The organism is Pantoea sp. DY-15 (assembly GCF_019795935.1).
Lineage (GTDB): Bacteria > Pseudomonadota > Gammaproteobacteria > Enterobacterales > Enterobacteriaceae > Pantoea > Pantoea leporis.
Window position 1 is genome coordinate 336,943 of the sequence record NZ_JAIMIF010000005.1, and the last position, 16,425, is coordinate 353,367.

Genomic DNA, 16,425 nt, shown 5'->3' on the forward strand with positions numbered 1-16,425 from the left:
GCGCGCTGGCCGCCACAAAAATGGCTGCGACGCTCAACGCCCGACCTTTCAGCGCGTAAAAAAGGGAGATTTCATGGTTCGTAAGGTACTTATCGCCGCGCTGCTGCTGGCGGCAACTCAGGCTCAGGCTGCATACGAGTGCAGCGTCAAGCCACAGGATGATGTGATCATTAAACCGCAGAGCGTGCAGGTGGTGGGAACTAACGGCAACCTCGAAATCACTCCACAGGGCGACGTGCAGTTTAATGGCCAGAAGGTCAGCGTGGATAACGCTGCGCGCCAGAAAGCCATCGACTACCAAACCGCGCTGCGTCGCGATTTGCCGTGGATCGATAGCGGCGCAACCTCGCGTCTCGAACGCAGCCGCGTGGCGCTGGACAAAGTGATTGTCGAAAAGCTCGGCGCAAACAGCAACGTGCGTAATCGTCTCACTAAGCTGGATGGTCAGCTCAAGCAGCAAATGAACCGCATTATCGAGCATCGTCCAGACGGTTTGACGTTCCATCATCAGGCTATCGATCAGGTGCGCGCGGAAGGCGAGAAGCTGGTGCAGAGCACGCTTGGCGGCATCATGCAGGATAGCCTCAACGAAATGGGCAGCAGCCAGGCAGCAAGCGGCAGCAATCCACTGCAGGCGATCATGGGCAACCTTGGCGGCTTACAGCAGTCGGTACAAGCGGAATGGAACAAGCAGGAGCAGGATTTCCAGAACTTCGGCCACGAAGTATGTAACCGCGTAACCGTGCTGGAAGAGCAGCGCAAAGGATTGATGCAGGGCGTTAAAGGTTAAAAACAAAAAGGCCGGTTTCCCGGCCTTTTTTACTCATCTTCGCTTAAGAACAGCTCCAGCAGCGAGTTCAGGAACAGCTTCCCTTTCTCGGTAATCTGCCAATTCTCCGCGGTCTCCACCACATATCCCGCACTTATCGCCGCATCAATTTGTGGGCGAATCACTTGCTCATCCAGACCGGTATAGCGACGGAAATCGGCGCGCGGTGCGGCTTCTAGCAGACGGAAACGGTTCATAAAGAACTCGAATGGTTTGTCGTTTTCGGCCACGTCGTGCTGCTTATCGAGGTAATTGCCTTTCATAAAGCCGCGCGGATGACGGGTTTTCACCGTACGCACGATGCGACCATCGGCCTGCGTCAGCTTGCCGTGTGCGCCACAGCCAATGCCGAGGTAATCACCAAAGCGCCAATAGTTGAGATTGTGCTCGCAGCGATAACCCGGTTTGGCATACGCCGAGGTTTCATATTGCTGATAACCCGCAGCGCTCAGCAGTTGATGACCTTGCTCAAAGATATCCCACAGCGCATCGTCATCCGGCAGTTTTGGCGGGCGTGAACCGAATAAGGTATTCGGCTCAATCGTCAGCTGATACCACGACAGATGCGGCGGATTGAGCGCAATCGCCTGACGCAAATCATCCAGCGCTTCTTCCAGCGACTGATCCGGCAAGCCGTGCATCAGATCGAGGTTAAAGCTGCGCAGGCCTAATCCTTCCGCCAGCTGTGCCGCGCGCACGGCTTCTTCCGGCCCGTGAATGCGGCCTAAGCGCTCCAGCTTCTGCGGACTGAAACTCTGCACGCCAATCGAAATACGGTTAATACCGGCTTTCTGGTAGGCGCTAAAGCGATCGGCTTCCACGGTGCCCGGATTGGCTTCCATGGTGATTTCTGCATCGGCCGCCAGCGGCAACCGCGCACGCACGCCGTCCATCAGCATCTGCATCGCATTGCTGCTCAGCAGGCTTGGCGTACCGCCGCCGATGAAAATAGTGCGCACTTCACGCCCGCCGGTCAGCGGCAAATCCTGTTCGAGATCGTTGAGCAGGTGCTGCACATACTCAATGTGCGGCACCTCGCCTTTTAGCGCGTGAGAGTTGAAATCACAGTACGGACACTTCTGCACACACCACGGAATGTGGATGTACAGGCTTAAGGGAGGTAACTCAGGCATTGCGCATCGCTTCCAGCAGCAGCGTCAATGCTTTACCACGGTGAGAGACGGCGCGCTTTTCGTCTTTACTCAGCTCTGCCGCCGTTTTACCTAATTCAGGCACATAGAAGATGGGATCGTAACCGAAACCGCCTGCGCCCGCTGCTGCGCGCGTGATTTCCCCAGCCCAGCTACCGTGGAACACCAGCGGCGTGGGATCGGCGGCGTGACGCAGGTAAACCAGCACGCAGTGGAACTGCGCCTGACGTTTGCCATCCGGCACGTTTTCCAGCGCCACCAGCAGCTTGTCCAGATTCTGCTGGTCGCTGGCATCAACGCCCGCATAGCGCGCGGAGTAAATGCCCGGCGCGCCGCCCAGCGCATCAACCGCCAGACCGGAATCGTCGGCAATCGCTGGCAAACCGGTAATCTCAGCCGCATGACGCGCTTTCAGGATGGCATTTTCGATGAAAGTCAGGCCGGTTTCTTCGGCCGACTCAACGCCGAGTTCGGTTTGCGCCACAATATCAAGTCCGAAGGCCGCTAACAGATCGGCCAGTTCGCGGACTTTGCCGGGATTTCCGGTCGCGAGAACAACTTTTTGCATAACAGTTCCAGATAGACGAATTACAGCAAATACCAGAGACCTGGGAACAGGTCCATGCCGAGGAAATTCAGCGCGTACAGCACCAGAATCACAATCATGGCAGAGAAATCGATACCGCCCATCGCCGGCAGAATACGGCGAATTGGCGACATCAGCGGTTCAGTCAGCTGCATCAAGACCTGATCCACCGGGCCGCGACCCTGGCTGATCCAGCTCATCAGCGAACGAATGATGATCACCCAGAACACCAGATAACCGGCGGATTTTACCAGCGACAGCAGGCCGACCAGCAGGTTGGTAGGATCAACCGAGAACACGCCGACCTGAATCAGCAGCAGGATCGGATATTTCAGCGTGGTCAGCACAAAGGCCAGCAGCAGCGAGGCGGTATCAATCGGGCCAATGGCCGGGATGACGCGGCGCAGCGGTTTGATAATCGGTTGGGTGATCTTCACGACAAACTGCGCCAGCGGGTTGTAGAAGTCACAGCGCGACCACTGCATCCAGATGCGCAGCAGCAGCACCATCACGTACAAATCGATCAGCGTTTTGACTAAAAACGTCAGTGTTAACATGAGGTTCCTCAATTATTGTTGTGAAGGTCGCGCATAATCCCGCGCGCCAAAAACGGCGGTGCCAATACGCACCATGGTGCTGCCCGCGGCGATTGCCGCGTCCATATCGTCGCTCATTCCCAGAGAAAGCGTATCGACGTCAGGATAGTCCTGTTTTAAGGCTTGAAACGCGGCGGCCATCTGCTGACACACCGCCAGTTGCCGCGCGTATTCTGACTCTGGCGCCGGAATCGCCATCAGCCCACGCAGGCGCAGCTGTGGCAGTGCGGCGATCTGCTGCGCCAGCTCCGGCAACGCCTCCAGCATGATGCCAGATTTGCTGTTCTCGTCACTGATATTTACCTGAATTAACACGTTAAGCGGCGGTAACGACGCCGGGCGCTGATCGTTCAGACGCTGAGCGATGCGCTGGCGGTCCACGGTGTGGCACCAGGCGAAGTTTTCCGCCACCAGACGGCTTTTATTGGATTGCAGCGGGCCGATAAAGTGCCATTGCAAATCAGGATGTGCGGCCAGCTCAGCCACTTTTTCAACCCCTTCCTGCACGTAATTCTCACCGAACGCGTGTTGTCCAGCGGCAATGGCTTCTGCGACCGCGCTCGCAGGTTTGGTTTTGCTCACTGCAAGCAGCGTAATTTCTTCTGGCGCGCGGCCGCAACGTGCGGCGGCGGCGGCGATACGCTCACGCACTTGCTGTAAATTGTGCTCAATGGAAGTCATAGTCAGGAGAAGTTAAATGGAGTTGGATGAAATAGTGGCCCTTAGTGTAAAGCATAACGCCGCCGATCTGCACCTTTGCAGCGGACATTTGCCGCACTGGCGGCGACAAGGCGTGCTGGAGCCGATTCCGCAGCAGAGCGCGCTGGATGGCGGCTGGCTGGAAGCCTTTATGCAGCAGTGGCTCACGGCGTCGCAGCAGGCCGAGCTGGAGGAGAACGGCCACGCTGACTTCGCTATTACGCTTGCCAGCGGCATACGGCTGCGCGCCAACCTGTTTATGCAGCGTCACGGCTTATCGCTGGCGCTGCGGCTGATTGCCAGCCAGGCGCCCGATCTCAGCAGCCTGCATCTGCCCGAGGTGGTGAGCCAGCTGTTACAGCTGGAAGAGGGACTGATTTTAATTACCGGCGCCACCGGCAGCGGCAAATCCACCACGCTGGCGGCGATGGTCGATTGCCTGAACCGTCAGCAGGCGCGGCACATTCTGACGCTGGAAGACCCGATTGAGTTTGTGCATCGCAGCCAGCGCTCGCTGATTCAACAGCGCGAAGTAGGTGCGCACTGCGCCTCGTTTCAACACGGGCTGAAAGCCGCGCTGCGTGAAGATCCCGATGTGATTCTGCTCGGCGAACTGCGTGACAGCGAAACCATCCGCCTGGCGCTCACTGCGGCAGAAACCGGGCATCTGGTGCTGGCTACGCTCCATACGCGCGGCGCAACTCAGGCGGTCGATCGGCTGGTGGATGTGTTTCCCGCCGAGGAGAAAAACCTGGTACGCACCCAATTAGCGGGCAGCCTGAAAGCGGTGCTGGCGCAACGTTTAGTGCCAGCAAAAGCGGGCGGGCGTATTGGTTTGTTTGAAGTATTGGTGGCGACGCCAGCGGTGGCGAACCTGATTCGTGAAGGCAAGATGCATCAGTTGCCTGGCGTGTTGCAAACCGGCGCGCAGGCGGGCATGCAGACATTTGCACAGAGCGAGCAGGGGCGCCAGTTAGCGGGGATGATTTGAAGGCGTTGGCAGCGGTCGCCATTGATGGCGACCCTACGACAAGCCAATGACGGCAGCGTGTGTGGATTTACCGTAGGGTGCGCATTAATGCGCACCAGGTTTTAAACGCGTATTAATGCGTATCAAACCAATCTTCGAGGATAATCACGGCGGATTGGGAATCAACCTGGCCTTTCTGCAACGCACGAAAGCCGCCACGTTCAAACAGATCGGCACGCGCTTCCACGGTGCTCAGGCGCTCGTCCTGCAGCTCGACGCGTACGCCAAAACGGCCATGCAGGCGATTGGCGAACTTACGTGCGCGCGCGGTGAGCTCCTGTTCGGTGCCATCCATATTCAGCGGCAAACCCACCACCACATAATCGGGCTGCCACTCTTTCAGCAGCTTTTCGATCAGCTTCCAGTCCGGCGTGCCATCCTGCGCTTTTAGCGCCGTCAACGCGCGCGCGGTGCCCGTTAGCTGCTGACCGACAGCAACGCCGATGCTTTTGGTGCCGAAATCGAAGCCCAGTAAGGTTTCACTGGCCATCAGGCGTGCCCTGCATCGGTGGCAATGTTGTGAATATCGACGCCCAAACCGCGCGCCGCTTCGCGCCAGCGCTCAGCGATGGGCGTCTGGAACAGAATATTGGTGTTAGCAGGCGAGGTGAGCCAGGCATTCTCAAGCAACTCATCTTCCAGCTGACCTTTCTCCCAAGCGCAATAACCCAGCGCGACCAGCACGTTATCGGGCTGTGAAGTGGTGCCGATCGCTTCCAGCACATCACGCGAGGTAGTGATCACCGTGGTGTCTGAAATACGAATGCTTGAGGAGTAAATGCGCTGCGCCGAGTGCAGGATGAAACCACGATCTTCCGCCAGCGGACCGCCGGCAAACACCGGCTTGTCCAGTTTGATGGCAGGATCGCGTTCGGATGCGCTAATTTTAAGCTTTTTAAGAATGCCTTCGACCGTCAGGTTGTCCATTGGCTTATTGACGATCAAACCCATGGCGCCATCTTCATTGTGCTCGCAGATATAGACTACGGAGCGTTTGAACAGTGGGTCCTGCAGCGACGGCATCGCAATTAAAAAATGATGCTGTAAATTCATTATCACTCGTATACCAAAAATAACCGGCGCAGCCGCGGCAGCGCCGGTTTTGGGTGTTCACGGAGTGGAGACTCCGACGGCATCAGCCCAGGCGTTTCTCAATGGCATCCATCAGCATGCCAGTGATCGATATCGGGAACGCGGCCTCGATTTCACGTACGCAGGTTGGGCTGGTCACGTTAACTTCAGTCAGTTTATCACCGATAATATCCAGGCCGACAAAAATCAGCCCTTTGGCTTTCAGCGTTGGGCCAACGCGACGGGCAATTTCCCAGTCGCTGTCGCTCAGCGGACGCGCTTCACCACGCCCACCGGCTGCCAGATTACCGCGCGTTTCGCCGCCTTGCGGAATGCGCGCCAGGCAGTAAGGTACGGGTTCGCCATCCACCACCAACACGCGTTTGTCGCCTTCTTTGATCGCCGGCAGATAGTTCTGCGCCATGCAGAAGTTCTGGCCGTGATTGGTCAGGGTTTCGGTGATCACACCGAAGTTGGGATCGTCCTGCTTCACGCGGAAGATGGATGCGCCGCCCATGCCGTCCAGCGGCTTCAGGATCACGTCGCCATGTTCCTGCCAGAAGGCGCGCAGCTGTTCTTTATTACGCGTGACCAGCGTATCGGGCGTCAGGTCGGCGAACCATGCGGTATACAGCTTCTCGTTGCAGTCGCGCAGGCTCTGCGGTTTGTTGACGATCAGCGTGCCTTGCTCTTCTGCGCGTTCCAGCAGGTAAGTGGCGTAGATAAATTCGGTATCGAATGGCGGATCTTTACGCATCAGCACCACGTTAAGATCGGCCAGCGGGATATTCTGCTCGCTGCCAAACGTGTACCAGTTGTCGTAGTTCTGCTCAACGCTCAGCAGACGGGTGCGCGCATAGCTCACGCCGCCGCGCAGGGAGAGATCGCTCATCTCCATGTAATGAATTTCGTAACCACGGCGCTGTGCTTCCAGCAACATGGCGAAGCTGGTGTCTTTTTTAATATTGATGGACGAAATCGGGTCCATAACGATGCCAAGCTTAATCATTATTCTCTCCTAAATGGGGAAGCATTTACCCCGAAAGCGTTGTGCTGTGAAGTTACGTTCGAACCCGAAAGTATCGCTTAACCGAGGTCACCAAACCTCACCTGAAGTGCCGTAATGGCGGTGAGTGCGGTGGTTTCGGTGCGCAACACGCGTGGTCCAAGCAGAATATCGGTAAAACCCTGCTGCGCGGTCATGGCAATTTCATCGGCGGTTAAGCCACCTTCCGGCCCAATCAGTAAGCGCAGGCGCTCTACCGGCTGCGGCAGCGTGTTGATGCTGTGGCTGGCGCGCGGATGCAAATTGAGCTTCAAGCCGTCTTCGGCTTCCGCGCACCAGGCTTGCAACGTCATCGGCTCGCGAATTTCCGGCACACGATTACGGCCGCACTGTTCACAGGCGGCAATCGCGATTTTCTGCCATTGCTGAATTTTTTTCGCCAGTCGCTCGGCATCCAGCTTTACGCCGCAGCGTTCAGAAAACAAGGGCGTAATCACATTGACGCCAAGTTCGATCGATTTTTGGATAGTGAATTCCATTTTTTCACCGCGCGACATCACCTGACCGAGGTGTAAATGCAGCGGGGATTCACGGTCATCAGCCTGACTGGCAAGGACCCTTACTTTTACACGCTTTTTATCAGCCTGGGTGATTTCGGCGCTAAAAGTCAGATTACTGCCATCAAACAGCTCAATTTGCTGACCGGCCGTCATGCGCAGCACGCGTCCGACATGGTTAGCGGCATCTTCATCGAGGAAGACTTCACTGTTAACTTCGAGAGATTCGGGATGATAAATGCGAGGTATACGCATGCGGTTCCTGCCAGCGTTATGCCGTGTCAGCGAACACGGCGCAATCGAAAAAAAGCTAGTGTAGGGTAGCGCTTTTAGCGCTGGCAAGCCTGCTGTACGTAGGAATTATGATTTCCCTGCACTTTGGCGATGCGATTGTCGCGCTCGCACTCCCAGCTCGTCACCGGATATTGCTTATCCCACGCGGTAAACAGCTGGGTTTGCTGGCGCGACAGGCGCAGATGATATTGGTCGCGCATATAGAAGTAAGTGCGGGCAATGGCGCCACGCGCACGCTCCGGCGGCTGGGCCAGCTTTTGTTTGAAATCGACCTTCATGCTGCATTGACCGTACTGCTGTTCGCCGCCGTTCCATTGGCTGTACTGGAAATTATTGCGGTCGCCGTTCACTTCACCAATCGCTGGCTGCAGATTATGCAGATCGCTTTCGATGCGGCGGTAATCGGCATCTTTGCTGCAGCTCTTACGGCCGCCGTTTTGCCAGCACTGACGCTGATGGCCGAACTCCCACGCGGGCATCACATGTTCCCACTCAATGCGTTCGGCACGATTGGCGTTCTTACGCACGCTGTAGCCGCAGCTGCTTAGGTCCGGTACGCCTTTTTTGCCGTGCCAGCTGATTTTGCAGCCGCAGTAAAAGTCGGCGGGCGCATCAGCGTTGATCTGCGCGGCATACGCTTTGGCCTGACTAAAATTGTTTTGATGATAGTGAGTGAAACTGAGGCTGTAAGCGCTAAGCGGGGCAACTAATAAAGTAAGTAACAACAGCGTTTTGCGAGACATATTCCAAAAATTAACCTGGTCCTGAAAAAGGGCGGCAGGGTAACAGAATGAGGACGCACGGGATATGAGATTAGGCTAGGTTGCTAAAAACTCACCGGGTTGCAGCAGCGATTTGCAGTGCACACAGCGATATTCGCTTTCTCCGCGCAGCACGCGGTTATGGCGCCGCAAGGTGAGCTGATGCTGCTGACAGCGGCAGCGATAAGGGAAGGTGTTACTGCGCACCGAATCGATTTCAAACTGGTGGGTGCGACGCGCAGGCACGCCGAGCACGTTTTCCATCATCCATTTCCACTCTTTGCCGTGCGGCGGCACGCGGCCAAAGGTTTTCCACACCAGCAGATGCGCCAGTTCGTGCGGCACCACTTCATCAACGAATGCCTGCTGATTCTCCAGCAGCAGCACCGGATTGATGCGGATTTCCCACTTCTCCAGCCATGCGGTGCCCGCAGCGGTGCCGCGCTGCTGATAAACCAGCGAGGGCTCATCAAAGCGGCGTTCCAGCTTCTCGTTGGCCAGCTGTAAATAGTGGCGCAGCGAGCGCATAACGGCTTGTTGTAAGGCGATGGGAAGGCGCGGTGTTTTCATGTGGGGCAGCATAAAAGGTTGCCGGAACGATCTCAAATAAAAAGGGCTGCCAATTGGCAGCCCTTGCATTCGCTCATCGGGATTACTTCTGACCGATATCGCGCAGTTTTTTGCCAGACATCAGGTTGCGCTCGATGTGCTCCAGCGAGACGTTTTTGGTCTCTGGAATCAGCGCCAGCGTCAGCAGAATGAAGAACACGTTCAGACCGGCGTAAACCCAGAAGGTTGGCGCGTTGCCCAGCGTGTTCAGCATGGTCAGGAAGGTAGCACCGACGATCATGTTGGCAATCCAGTTGGTCGCAGTGGAAACCGTGATACCGAAGTCGCGGCCTTTCAGCGGCTGAATCTCGGAACACAGTACCCAAATCAGCGGACCAGCAGACATCGCAAAACCAATGATGAACATCAGCAGCATCGCCACCGCGAAGTATTGCGCTTCTTGAGAATGGATGCCGATGTGCAGCATGGTGCCGAGAATGCCCATACCCAGCGCCATCACCAGGAAGCCCAGCAGCAGCGTAGGTTTACGGCCCCAGCGATCCACCAGACCGATAGCAATAAAGGTTGCCAGCACGTTCACCAGACCGACAATCACCGTGCCCCACATTTGCTGCGTGGTATTGGCAAAGCCAGCGATTTCGAAGATTTTCGGTGCGTAGTACATGATGACGTTCATACCGGTGAACTGCTGCATCACCTGCAACAGCACGCCAAGGAACACCGCGCGGCGGAAGTTGCTGTTGCTCTGGAACAGCTGCCAGCCTGACTGTTTAATCTTCAGGCTTTCACGGATTTCATCCAGCTCGCGTTTTGCTTGTTCGCTGGTATCACGCAGACGCGATAACACCCGCTCAGCACTACGGAAATCACCTTTAGCCGCTAGCCAGCGTGGGCTGTTCGGCAGGAAGAACACGCCAATCAGCAGCAGCACCGCTGGAATGGTGATGATGCCCAGCATCCAGCGCCATGCGCCAGCGTCGCTGAACGCGGTATCGGAGAGATACGCCGCCAGAATACCGATGGTGATCATCAGCTGATACAGTGAAATCATGCTGCCGCGAATCTTTTCTGGTGCGATTTCAGAGAGATACAGCGGCGCGGTGTAAGAGGCAACACCCACAGCCAGGCCAAGCACCACACGCGCGGCGATCAGCATTTCCGGGCTGGTTGCGCCCGCAGACCACAGCGAACCGATAACGAACAGAATCGCACCGGCCATCAGGCTCTTTTTACGACCCAGACGCGATGACATCCAGCCGCTACCGACCGCACCGACTGCCGCACCAAACATCATTGAGCTGACAATCCACTCTTGCTGGTGTGCAGTGACGTTAAAGTCTTTCGCGATGAAAGGCAAAGCACCGGCGATAACACCGATATCCAGACCAAACAGCAAGCCGGCCAGCGCCGCTAAGAAGCAGACAAACAAGGTCATGACCTTATTTGAAGTTCTGCTCTTATGATTATTACCAGGCATGAAGCCTCCAAAGTTTATCCATCGTTGTTGTTATCAATGTTATGAAACCTGTCGGCGGAAAAAAGTGAGTAAGATCACACTGGTGTAATCGGTTACACACGCTGAAACCCTGCAATCCAGCATTTTCCGCCCGAAATAGTTACGTAACCAGTAAGGTATAGCACCCTTTAAGTTTCTGACATCGCACTAAATACCGGCTATCAGACGACGCTGAAAATAACGCATTTTCAGAGTAATAACTACGCTGAAAAATCTCTAAATTGCCGATTGATAAAGGATTTCAAAATGTAATCGTTATCACTAAGTTGTAAGCGAGGTGAAAGAAGTGTAGACGGAGGGGAAGAAGTGACAAATGGAGGTTTAAGTTGCTGGAGTGGTTGGGGACCAGGTCGTCATAAATGACGACCCTACGGGTACAAAAAAGCCCGCCAGTGGCGGGCTCAATAACGATGTCGCTTCTGGGCTTACTTCAAGCCCGCCGCTTCGCGCAGCTGCGCAGCTTTATCAGTCTTCTCCCACGGGAAGTGCTCACGACCAAAGTGACCGTATGCGGCGGTCTCTTTGTAGATCGGCTTCAGCAGATCCATCATCTGAATCAGGCCGTATGGACGCAGGTCGAAGAACTCGCGCACCAGCAGCGTCAGCTGTTCGGTGGAGACTTTCTCGGTACCGAAAGTTTCAACCATGATCGAGGTTGGCTCAGCCACGCCGATGGCGTAAGAAACCTGGATTTCACAACGGTCAGCCAGGCCAGCCGCGACGATGTTCTTCGCCACATAACGTGCAGCGTAAGCGGCAGAACGGTCGACTTTTGACGGATCCTTACCTGAGAACGCGCCGCCACCGTGACGCGCCATGCCGCCGTAGGTATCAACGATGATTTTGCGACCGGTCAGACCGCAGTCGCCCATTGGACCACCGATGACAAAACGGCCAGTTGGGTTGATGTGGTATTTGGTACTGGCGGTGATCCACTCAGTCGGCAGAACCGGCTTGATGATCTCTTCCATCACCGCTTCACGCAGATCGGCGGTGGTCACATCTTCAGCATGCTGGGTCGAGAGCACAACCGCATCGATACCGACAATTTTGCCGTCATCGTACTGGAAGGTGATCTGGCTTTTTGCATCCGGACGCAGCCACGGCAGTGAACCACTTTTACGCACTTCAGCCTGACGCTGCACCAGACGGTGCGCGTAGGTGACCGGCGCTGGCATCAGCACATCGGTTTCGTTGCTGGCGTAGCCGAACATCAGGCCCTGATCGCCCGCGCCTTGTTCCAGCGGATCGGTACGGTCAACGCCCTGATTGATGTCTGGAGATTGCTTACCAATCGCGCTCAGCACTGCGCAAGAGTTCGCATCAAAGCCCATATCGGAATGGACATAGCCGATTTCACGTACGGTATTACGGGTGATCTCTTCGATATCAACCCATGCGCTGGTGGTGATTTCACCGCCAACCAGCACCATACCGGTCTTCACGTAAGTTTCGCAGGCCACGCGCGCTTTCGGATCCTGCTCAAGGATCGCATCCAGCACGGCATCGGAAATTTGGTCAGCGATTTTATCAGGATGTCCCTCTGATACGGACTCAGATGTAAAAAGGTGTTTAGCCATTCTGTTCTTTACCTTAAAAATGGTTTGAATACGACTGCATAGCGTAAGCGGGATCAGACCGACTCGACGCCCCTTCAGGCAAAGCCGCAAGCAGTGGCAGCGAGAGCATTAACTCACACCGCCTGGATGTTAATCAGTTTAGATGGAAAACCATCTGGACGGCTATTCTAGGTTACTCAGTGAGCACTTTTCCAGTGCTTTTTCCGATCCCGCATTTTCCGCAACATCCTAAGTGGAATCATTTCCTGACACCGCGCGCAGTTACTGACAAAGATTTTGCAATTTACCCCGTGTGGCTGTATAAAACGCCGCTGCTGTCGACCACAGCCGCAAAGGATGACGCCGCCGTGCGTCGCGCCGTCAGATGCCATTTAATCTGACCTTCACCCAAGCCGTTTCTCGCATGCTTTAAGCAGGCGATGGAGGTGATTAAAGTAATGAACCACTCTTTCTCTCGCTTTGGTTCACTGCGCTGTTTTGGCGCGCTGGTACTCCTTTCACACTCCAAACCCGTTCTTTTCTCTTATCGACGTTGTGTTCATTCTCCCGACACGCGCGCCGGTTAACATTTCTCTGCATCTATTACTCTATTTCGCTGTCTACTGACCGTGGAAGTCTCAGGCTATTTGCCCCGACTTTGGCGCGGTGTTTTACACTTAGAGTCAGCATTGCACAGTGCAACCTTACAGAGGCAGCAAGCAGGATGAGGCAATTTTTACCTGGCGCCACCATGACAAAACTCGGTAACAAATTCATATTTCAACGGAAAATTGAGGTTCGCGATGTCTGACGACATGAAGAATATCAAGGGTTCGTCAGCTGGCGAACAAGGTGTACTCCGCTCCATGCAGGAGGTGGCGATGAACGATCAGGAAGCGAGCAGAATGCTGCGTACCTACAACATTGCCTGGTGGGGAAACAACTATTACGACGTCAACGAGCTGGGGCACATCAGCGTGTGTCCCGATCCGGATCAGCCGGAAGTGCGCGTTGACTTAGCGAAGCTGGTGAAAGAGCGCGAAGCCGACGGTCAACGTCTGCCGGCGCTGTTCTGCTTCCCGCAGATTCTCCAGCATCGTCTGCGTTCGATTAACGCCGCCTTCAAACGCGCGCGTGAATCTTACGGCTATAAAGGTGACTACTTCCTGGTTTACCCAATCAAGGTGAATCAGCATAAGCGCGTGATTGAGTCGCTGGTCAACTCTGGCGAACCGCTGGGCTTGGAAGCCGGTTCGAAAGCCGAGCTGATGGCTGTACTGGCTCACGCCGGTAAAACCCGTTCGGTGATTGTCTGCAACGGCTATAAAGACCGCGAATATATTCGTCTGGCGCTGATCGGTGAAAAGCTCGGCCACAAAGTCTATCTGGTGATCGAGAAGATGACCGAGGTGCGTCTGGTGCTGGAAGAGGCCGAGCGTCTGAACGTGATTCCGCGTCTCGGTATCCGCGCGCGTCTGGCGTCGCAGGGCTCAGGCAAGTGGCAGTCGAGCGGCGGTGAAAAATCGAAATTTGGCCTGGCGGCATCGCAGGTATTACAGCTGGTCGATATCATGCGCAAAGCGGGCCGTCTCGATAGCCTGCAACTGCTGCACTTCCATCTCGGTTCGCAGATGTCCAACATCCGCGACATCGCGACCGGCGTGCGTGAGTCGGCGCGTTTCTACGTGGAGCTGGCGAAGCTGGGCGTTAACATCAAATGCTTCGATGTGGGCGGCGGTTTGGGCGTGGATTATGAAGGAACCCGCTCGCAGTCAGATTGCTCGGTCAACTACGGTCTGAACGAATACGCCAACAACGTGATTTGGGCGATTGGCGATGCCTGTGAAGAGAACGGGCTGGAACATCCAACCGTGATCACCGAGTCAGGTCGTGCGGTGACGGCGCACCACACCGTGCTGGTGTCCAACATCATTGGTGTTGAGCGTAACGAGTTCAGCACGCCGGTGGCACCGGATGCCGATTCACCGCGTCCGATTCAGAGCCTGTGGGATACGTGGCAGGAGATGCACGAACCTGACGTGCGTCGTTCGCTGCGCGAATGGCTGCACGATAGCCAAATGGATCTGTTCGACATCCATACCGGTTATTCATCAGGCACCTACGATCTCGGCCAGCGCGCCTGGGCAGAGCAGCTTTATCTGAGCATCTGCCACTACATTCAGCAGCATCTCGATCCCAGCAACCGCGCGCATCGCCCGATCATTGATGAGCTGCAGGAGCGCATGGCGGATAAGATTTACGTCAACTTCTCGCTGTTCCAGTCAATGCCGGATGCGTGGGGTATCGATCAGCTGTTCCCGGTGCTGCCGCTGGAAGGGCTGAATAAAATGCCGAAGCGTCGCGCGGTGTTGCTCGACATCACCTGTGACTCCGATGGCACCATCGATCACTACGTCGATGGCGATGGCATTGCCACCACCATGCCGATGCCGGAATACGACATCGACAATCCGCCGATGCTCGGCTTCTTTATGGTGGGCGCGTATCAGGAAATTCTCGGCAACATGCATAACCTGTTCGGTGATACCGAAGCGGTTGATGTGTTTGCGTTCCCGGATGGCAGCGTGGAAGTTCAGCTGTCGGATGAGGGCGATACCGTAGCGGATATGCTTGAGTACGTGCAGCTGAATCCTAACGATTTGATGACGCTGTTCCGCGATCAGGTAACGCAACAAACGGATATAGATGAAGAGCTGCGCGCGCAGTTCTTGTCTGAATTCGAGAGTGGCTTGTACGGTTATACCTATTTAGAAGATGAGTAATTAATTGCTCTTAAACCGAGCTCGCAAGGGCTCGGTTTTCGCTTTTCCTGCTATATCCGCGCCTGGCAACAATAATTTAATTTGATTTGTGAAGACGATCACCTTTGGCTTATTTGTAACCCGCCACGTAAATCCCACATTTACCTCCCCAAATGCTATCTCCTTCTTTTCTCTAATAAAGCGAGTCGGCAACGCTGATTATTTTCTTAATATCCTTACCTTACTTACTGATTCATCATGGATTAAGCAGTTATTCTGTTATGTATTCTTTGCAATGCATAATAAAAATTTAAACATTAAGATTTTAATAGTCACTATGGAAATTAGTGGTTATTGGCGCTTTTTGGAAGCATAGATGCCAGATAAAACATTTTGCAATTTGAGTTAAGGAGAGCTATCAAATCGTGCAGAATCTTTTTTTATCATTATTTTTCAATTCGATAATGTTTTTACAGATCTCTTAAAGTAAAAGATAAGTTAAATTAGATTAAGAATTTTCTGAGCTTTTGTGAATTTTAGAGAAATTTACTTACGTTATTGATTGATTTAAACGATTGAAGTTACCTAGAGTGTTTACTGAAATCTATTTCTCAAAGTGTAAGTAGTACGTTAACCTTCAGTTAAGACATTAAGTTTTATCAATGTTTACCTTACTTCTTACATGAGAAATCCTGACAGTTTAAGGCTATCAGGCAGTTGCAGTAAGGATGTGAAATGAGCAATCAACCGAAGACAGTGTTCTTGTTGGAGCCGGTTTACGATTTATCCGGCCAGGTGATTGCCAGGGAATTGTTAACGCGTCTTGCAGACGACGCAGATATCAATAATAAGCGTAACCCTGAAAGGGATGTTGGGTTCTTCAGTCAGCTTTCTGCTGACGTTAAATGGCAGTTATTCCTCCACCAGATCGAAAAACTTATTCAGCTATACCAGAAAGGGTTCGACCAGATTGTCAGTGTCAATGTTGATAGAGATATCGTAGCCAGCATTTTTAAAGATGCTGAAATACAAGAAAAACTGGCTCAACTGACGCTGTTGCGTCTGGAAATATCAGCATTCTTTACTGCGCGATTTAATAGCGCCGATCTGTTGATTTTAAAAGGTGTCGCGAAAGTGACGCCAGCCCCTTTATGGCTCGATGACTTTGGTCCGGGTTATTCTAACCTTTCCATGTTTGATAGCGGAATATTTGAAATCGTCAAGATTGACAAAGAATTTTTTTGGCAATTTGGCGACGGTCGCACCTTTGACATTCTGCTCGACCATCTCAACGAATTATGCAACGGCGTCATCGTTGAGGGTGTTGAAAATCAACAACAGGTCGACCTGCTGTCGCATAAAGCAATTTATGGCATGCAGGGCTATTTGTGGCAGAGCGTCTATCTCGATGATTTATTAGCTTAATCCTGAAAATTAT

The 16,425-nt window shown here is 54.0% G+C and carries 16 protein-coding genes; 4 read left to right on the forward strand and 12 right to left on the reverse strand.

What is annotated here, in order from left to right; genetic code table 11:
- Nucleotides 1-73 precede the first annotated feature (73 nt).
- Nucleotides 74-790: a DUF2884 domain-containing protein gene (locus tag K5Y32_RS19380; RefSeq protein WP_222185506.1), complete on the forward strand. Its 717-nt coding sequence runs from the start codon at nt 74-76 to the stop codon at nt 788-790.
- 29 nt (nt 791-819) lie between these two features.
- Here the strand turns inward: K5Y32_RS19380 and hemW are convergent, their stop codons facing one another.
- From hemW to K5Y32_RS19400, 4 genes are read right to left on the reverse strand one after another with little or no spacing between them, the layout of a single operon-like run.
- Nucleotides 820-1,962, reverse strand: a complete 1,143-nt coding sequence (gene hemW, locus K5Y32_RS19385) for a radical SAM family heme chaperone HemW (RefSeq protein WP_222185507.1) — start codon at nt 1,960-1,962, stop codon at nt 820-822.
- The gene (locus tag K5Y32_RS19390) at nt 1,955-2,548 is read right to left on the reverse strand and encodes an XTP/dITP diphosphatase (RefSeq protein WP_210081180.1); all 594 of its coding nucleotides are present in this window, start codon (nt 2,546-2,548) and stop codon (nt 1,955-1,957) included. Before K5Y32_RS19390 ends, hemW begins: the two co-directional genes overlap by 8 nt.
- Before the next feature lie 20 nt (nt 2,549-2,568).
- Nucleotides 2,569-3,123: a YggT family protein gene (locus tag K5Y32_RS19395; RefSeq protein ID WP_008107240.1), complete on the reverse strand. Its 555-nt coding sequence runs from the start codon at nt 3,121-3,123 to the stop codon at nt 2,569-2,571.
- Between the two features lie 12 nt (nt 3,124-3,135).
- Complete coding sequence (locus K5Y32_RS19400; protein ID WP_222185508.1) at nt 3,136-3,843, reverse strand: YggS family pyridoxal phosphate-dependent enzyme; 708 nt, start codon at nt 3,841-3,843, stop codon at nt 3,136-3,138.
- Nucleotides 3,844-3,859: 16 nt separating this feature from the next.
- Between K5Y32_RS19400 and K5Y32_RS19405 the strand changes: the two genes are divergently transcribed.
- Nucleotides 3,860-4,852, forward strand: coding sequence for a type IV pilus twitching motility protein PilT (locus K5Y32_RS19405; RefSeq protein ID WP_222185509.1), 993 nt, complete (start codon nt 3,860-3,862; stop codon nt 4,850-4,852).
- Between the two features lie 112 nt (nt 4,853-4,964).
- Here the strand turns inward: K5Y32_RS19405 and ruvX are convergent, their stop codons facing one another.
- The 8 genes from ruvX to metK form a co-directional block, all read right to left on the reverse strand.
- Nucleotides 4,965-5,381, reverse strand: coding sequence for a Holliday junction resolvase RuvX (gene ruvX, locus K5Y32_RS19410; RefSeq protein WP_061720236.1), 417 nt, complete (start codon nt 5,379-5,381; stop codon nt 4,965-4,967).
- Nucleotides 5,381-5,944, reverse strand: coding sequence for a YqgE/AlgH family protein (locus K5Y32_RS19415; protein WP_008107249.1), 564 nt, complete (start codon nt 5,942-5,944; stop codon nt 5,381-5,383). Before K5Y32_RS19415 ends, ruvX begins: the two co-directional genes overlap by 1 nt.
- Nucleotides 5,945-6,026: 82 nt before the next feature.
- Nucleotides 6,027-6,971: a glutathione synthase gene (gene gshB / locus K5Y32_RS19420; RefSeq protein WP_222185510.1), complete on the reverse strand. Its 945-nt coding sequence runs from the start codon at nt 6,969-6,971 to the stop codon at nt 6,027-6,029.
- A gap of 77 nt (nt 6,972-7,048) precedes the next feature.
- Nucleotides 7,049-7,780: a 16S rRNA (uracil(1498)-N(3))-methyltransferase gene (rsmE, locus tag K5Y32_RS19425; RefSeq protein ID WP_008107252.1), complete on the reverse strand. Its 732-nt coding sequence runs from the start codon at nt 7,778-7,780 to the stop codon at nt 7,049-7,051.
- A gap of 74 nt (nt 7,781-7,854) precedes the next feature.
- Complete coding sequence (endA, locus tag K5Y32_RS19430; RefSeq protein ID WP_192236412.1) at nt 7,855-8,562, reverse strand: deoxyribonuclease I; 708 nt, start codon at nt 8,560-8,562, stop codon at nt 7,855-7,857.
- Between the two features lie 75 nt (nt 8,563-8,637).
- A complete protein-coding gene (locus K5Y32_RS19435) occupies nt 8,638-9,150 on the reverse strand; it encodes a SprT family zinc-dependent metalloprotease (protein ID WP_222185511.1) in 513 nt (170 codons plus the stop codon).
- An 82-nt stretch (nt 9,151-9,232) separates the two neighbouring features.
- Nucleotides 9,233-10,627 (reverse strand): sugar porter family MFS transporter, encoded by a 1,395-nt coding sequence (locus K5Y32_RS19440; protein WP_101761913.1) that lies wholly within the window; start codon nt 10,625-10,627, stop codon nt 9,233-9,235.
- A gap of 464 nt (nt 10,628-11,091) precedes the next feature.
- Nucleotides 11,092-12,246 (reverse strand): methionine adenosyltransferase, encoded by a 1,155-nt coding sequence (metK, locus tag K5Y32_RS19445; protein ID WP_222185512.1) that lies wholly within the window; start codon nt 12,244-12,246, stop codon nt 11,092-11,094.
- A 782-nt stretch (nt 12,247-13,028) separates the two neighbouring features.
- Between metK and speA the strand changes: the two genes are divergently transcribed.
- Together speA and K5Y32_RS19455 are read left to right on the forward strand one after the other, a co-directional pair.
- The gene (speA, locus tag K5Y32_RS19450; protein ID WP_101761914.1) at nt 13,029-15,008 is read left to right on the forward strand and encodes a biosynthetic arginine decarboxylase; all 1,980 of its coding nucleotides are present in this window, start codon (nt 13,029-13,031) and stop codon (nt 15,006-15,008) included.
- 714 nt (nt 15,009-15,722) lie between these two features.
- On the forward strand, nt 15,723-16,412 hold the full coding sequence (locus K5Y32_RS19455; protein WP_176972868.1) for an EAL domain-containing protein: 690 nt from the start codon (nt 15,723-15,725) through the stop codon (nt 16,410-16,412).
- Nucleotides 16,413-16,425: the final 13 nt, after the last annotated feature.

Bases quoted from the DNA above. Each gene is read 5' to 3' on its own strand.
- K5Y32_RS19380 (WP_222185506.1), top strand. From the start codon at position 74: ATGGTTCGTAAGGTACTTATCGCCGCGCTGCTGCTGGCGGCAACTCAG.
- hemW (WP_222185507.1), bottom strand. From the start codon at position 1,962: ATGCCTGAGTTACCTCCCTTAAGCCTGTACATCCACATTCCGTGGTGT.
- K5Y32_RS19390 (WP_210081180.1), bottom strand. From the start codon at position 2,548: ATGCAAAAAGTTGTTCTCGCGACCGGAAATCCCGGCAAAGTCCGCGAA.
- K5Y32_RS19395 (WP_008107240.1), bottom strand. From the start codon at position 3,123: ATGTTAACACTGACGTTTTTAGTCAAAACGCTGATCGATTTGTACGTG.
- K5Y32_RS19400 (WP_222185508.1), bottom strand. From the start codon at position 3,843: ATGACTTCCATTGAGCACAATTTACAGCAAGTGCGTGAGCGTATCGCC.
- K5Y32_RS19405 (WP_222185509.1), top strand. From the start codon at position 3,860: ATGGAGTTGGATGAAATAGTGGCCCTTAGTGTAAAGCATAACGCCGCC.
- ruvX (WP_061720236.1), bottom strand. From the start codon at position 5,381: ATGGCCAGTGAAACCTTACTGGGCTTCGATTTCGGCACCAAAAGCATC.
- K5Y32_RS19415 (WP_008107249.1), bottom strand. From the start codon at position 5,944: ATGAATTTACAGCATCATTTTTTAATTGCGATGCCGTCGCTGCAGGAC.
- gshB (WP_222185510.1), bottom strand. From the start codon at position 6,971: ATGATTAAGCTTGGCATCGTTATGGACCCGATTTCGTCCATCAATATT.
- rsmE (WP_008107252.1), bottom strand. From the start codon at position 7,780: ATGCGTATACCTCGCATTTATCATCCCGAATCTCTCGAAGTTAACAGT.
- endA (WP_192236412.1), bottom strand. From the start codon at position 8,562: ATGTCTCGCAAAACGCTGTTGTTACTTACTTTATTAGTTGCCCCGCTT.
- K5Y32_RS19435 (WP_222185511.1), bottom strand. From the start codon at position 9,150: ATGAAAACACCGCGCCTTCCCATCGCCTTACAACAAGCCGTTATGCGC.
- K5Y32_RS19440 (WP_101761913.1), bottom strand. From the start codon at position 10,627: ATGCCTGGTAATAATCATAAGAGCAGAACTTCAAATAAGGTCATGACC.
- metK (WP_222185512.1), bottom strand. From the start codon at position 12,246: ATGGCTAAACACCTTTTTACATCTGAGTCCGTATCAGAGGGACATCCT.
- speA (WP_101761914.1), top strand. From the start codon at position 13,029: ATGTCTGACGACATGAAGAATATCAAGGGTTCGTCAGCTGGCGAACAA.
- K5Y32_RS19455 (WP_176972868.1), top strand. From the start codon at position 15,723: ATGAGCAATCAACCGAAGACAGTGTTCTTGTTGGAGCCGGTTTACGAT.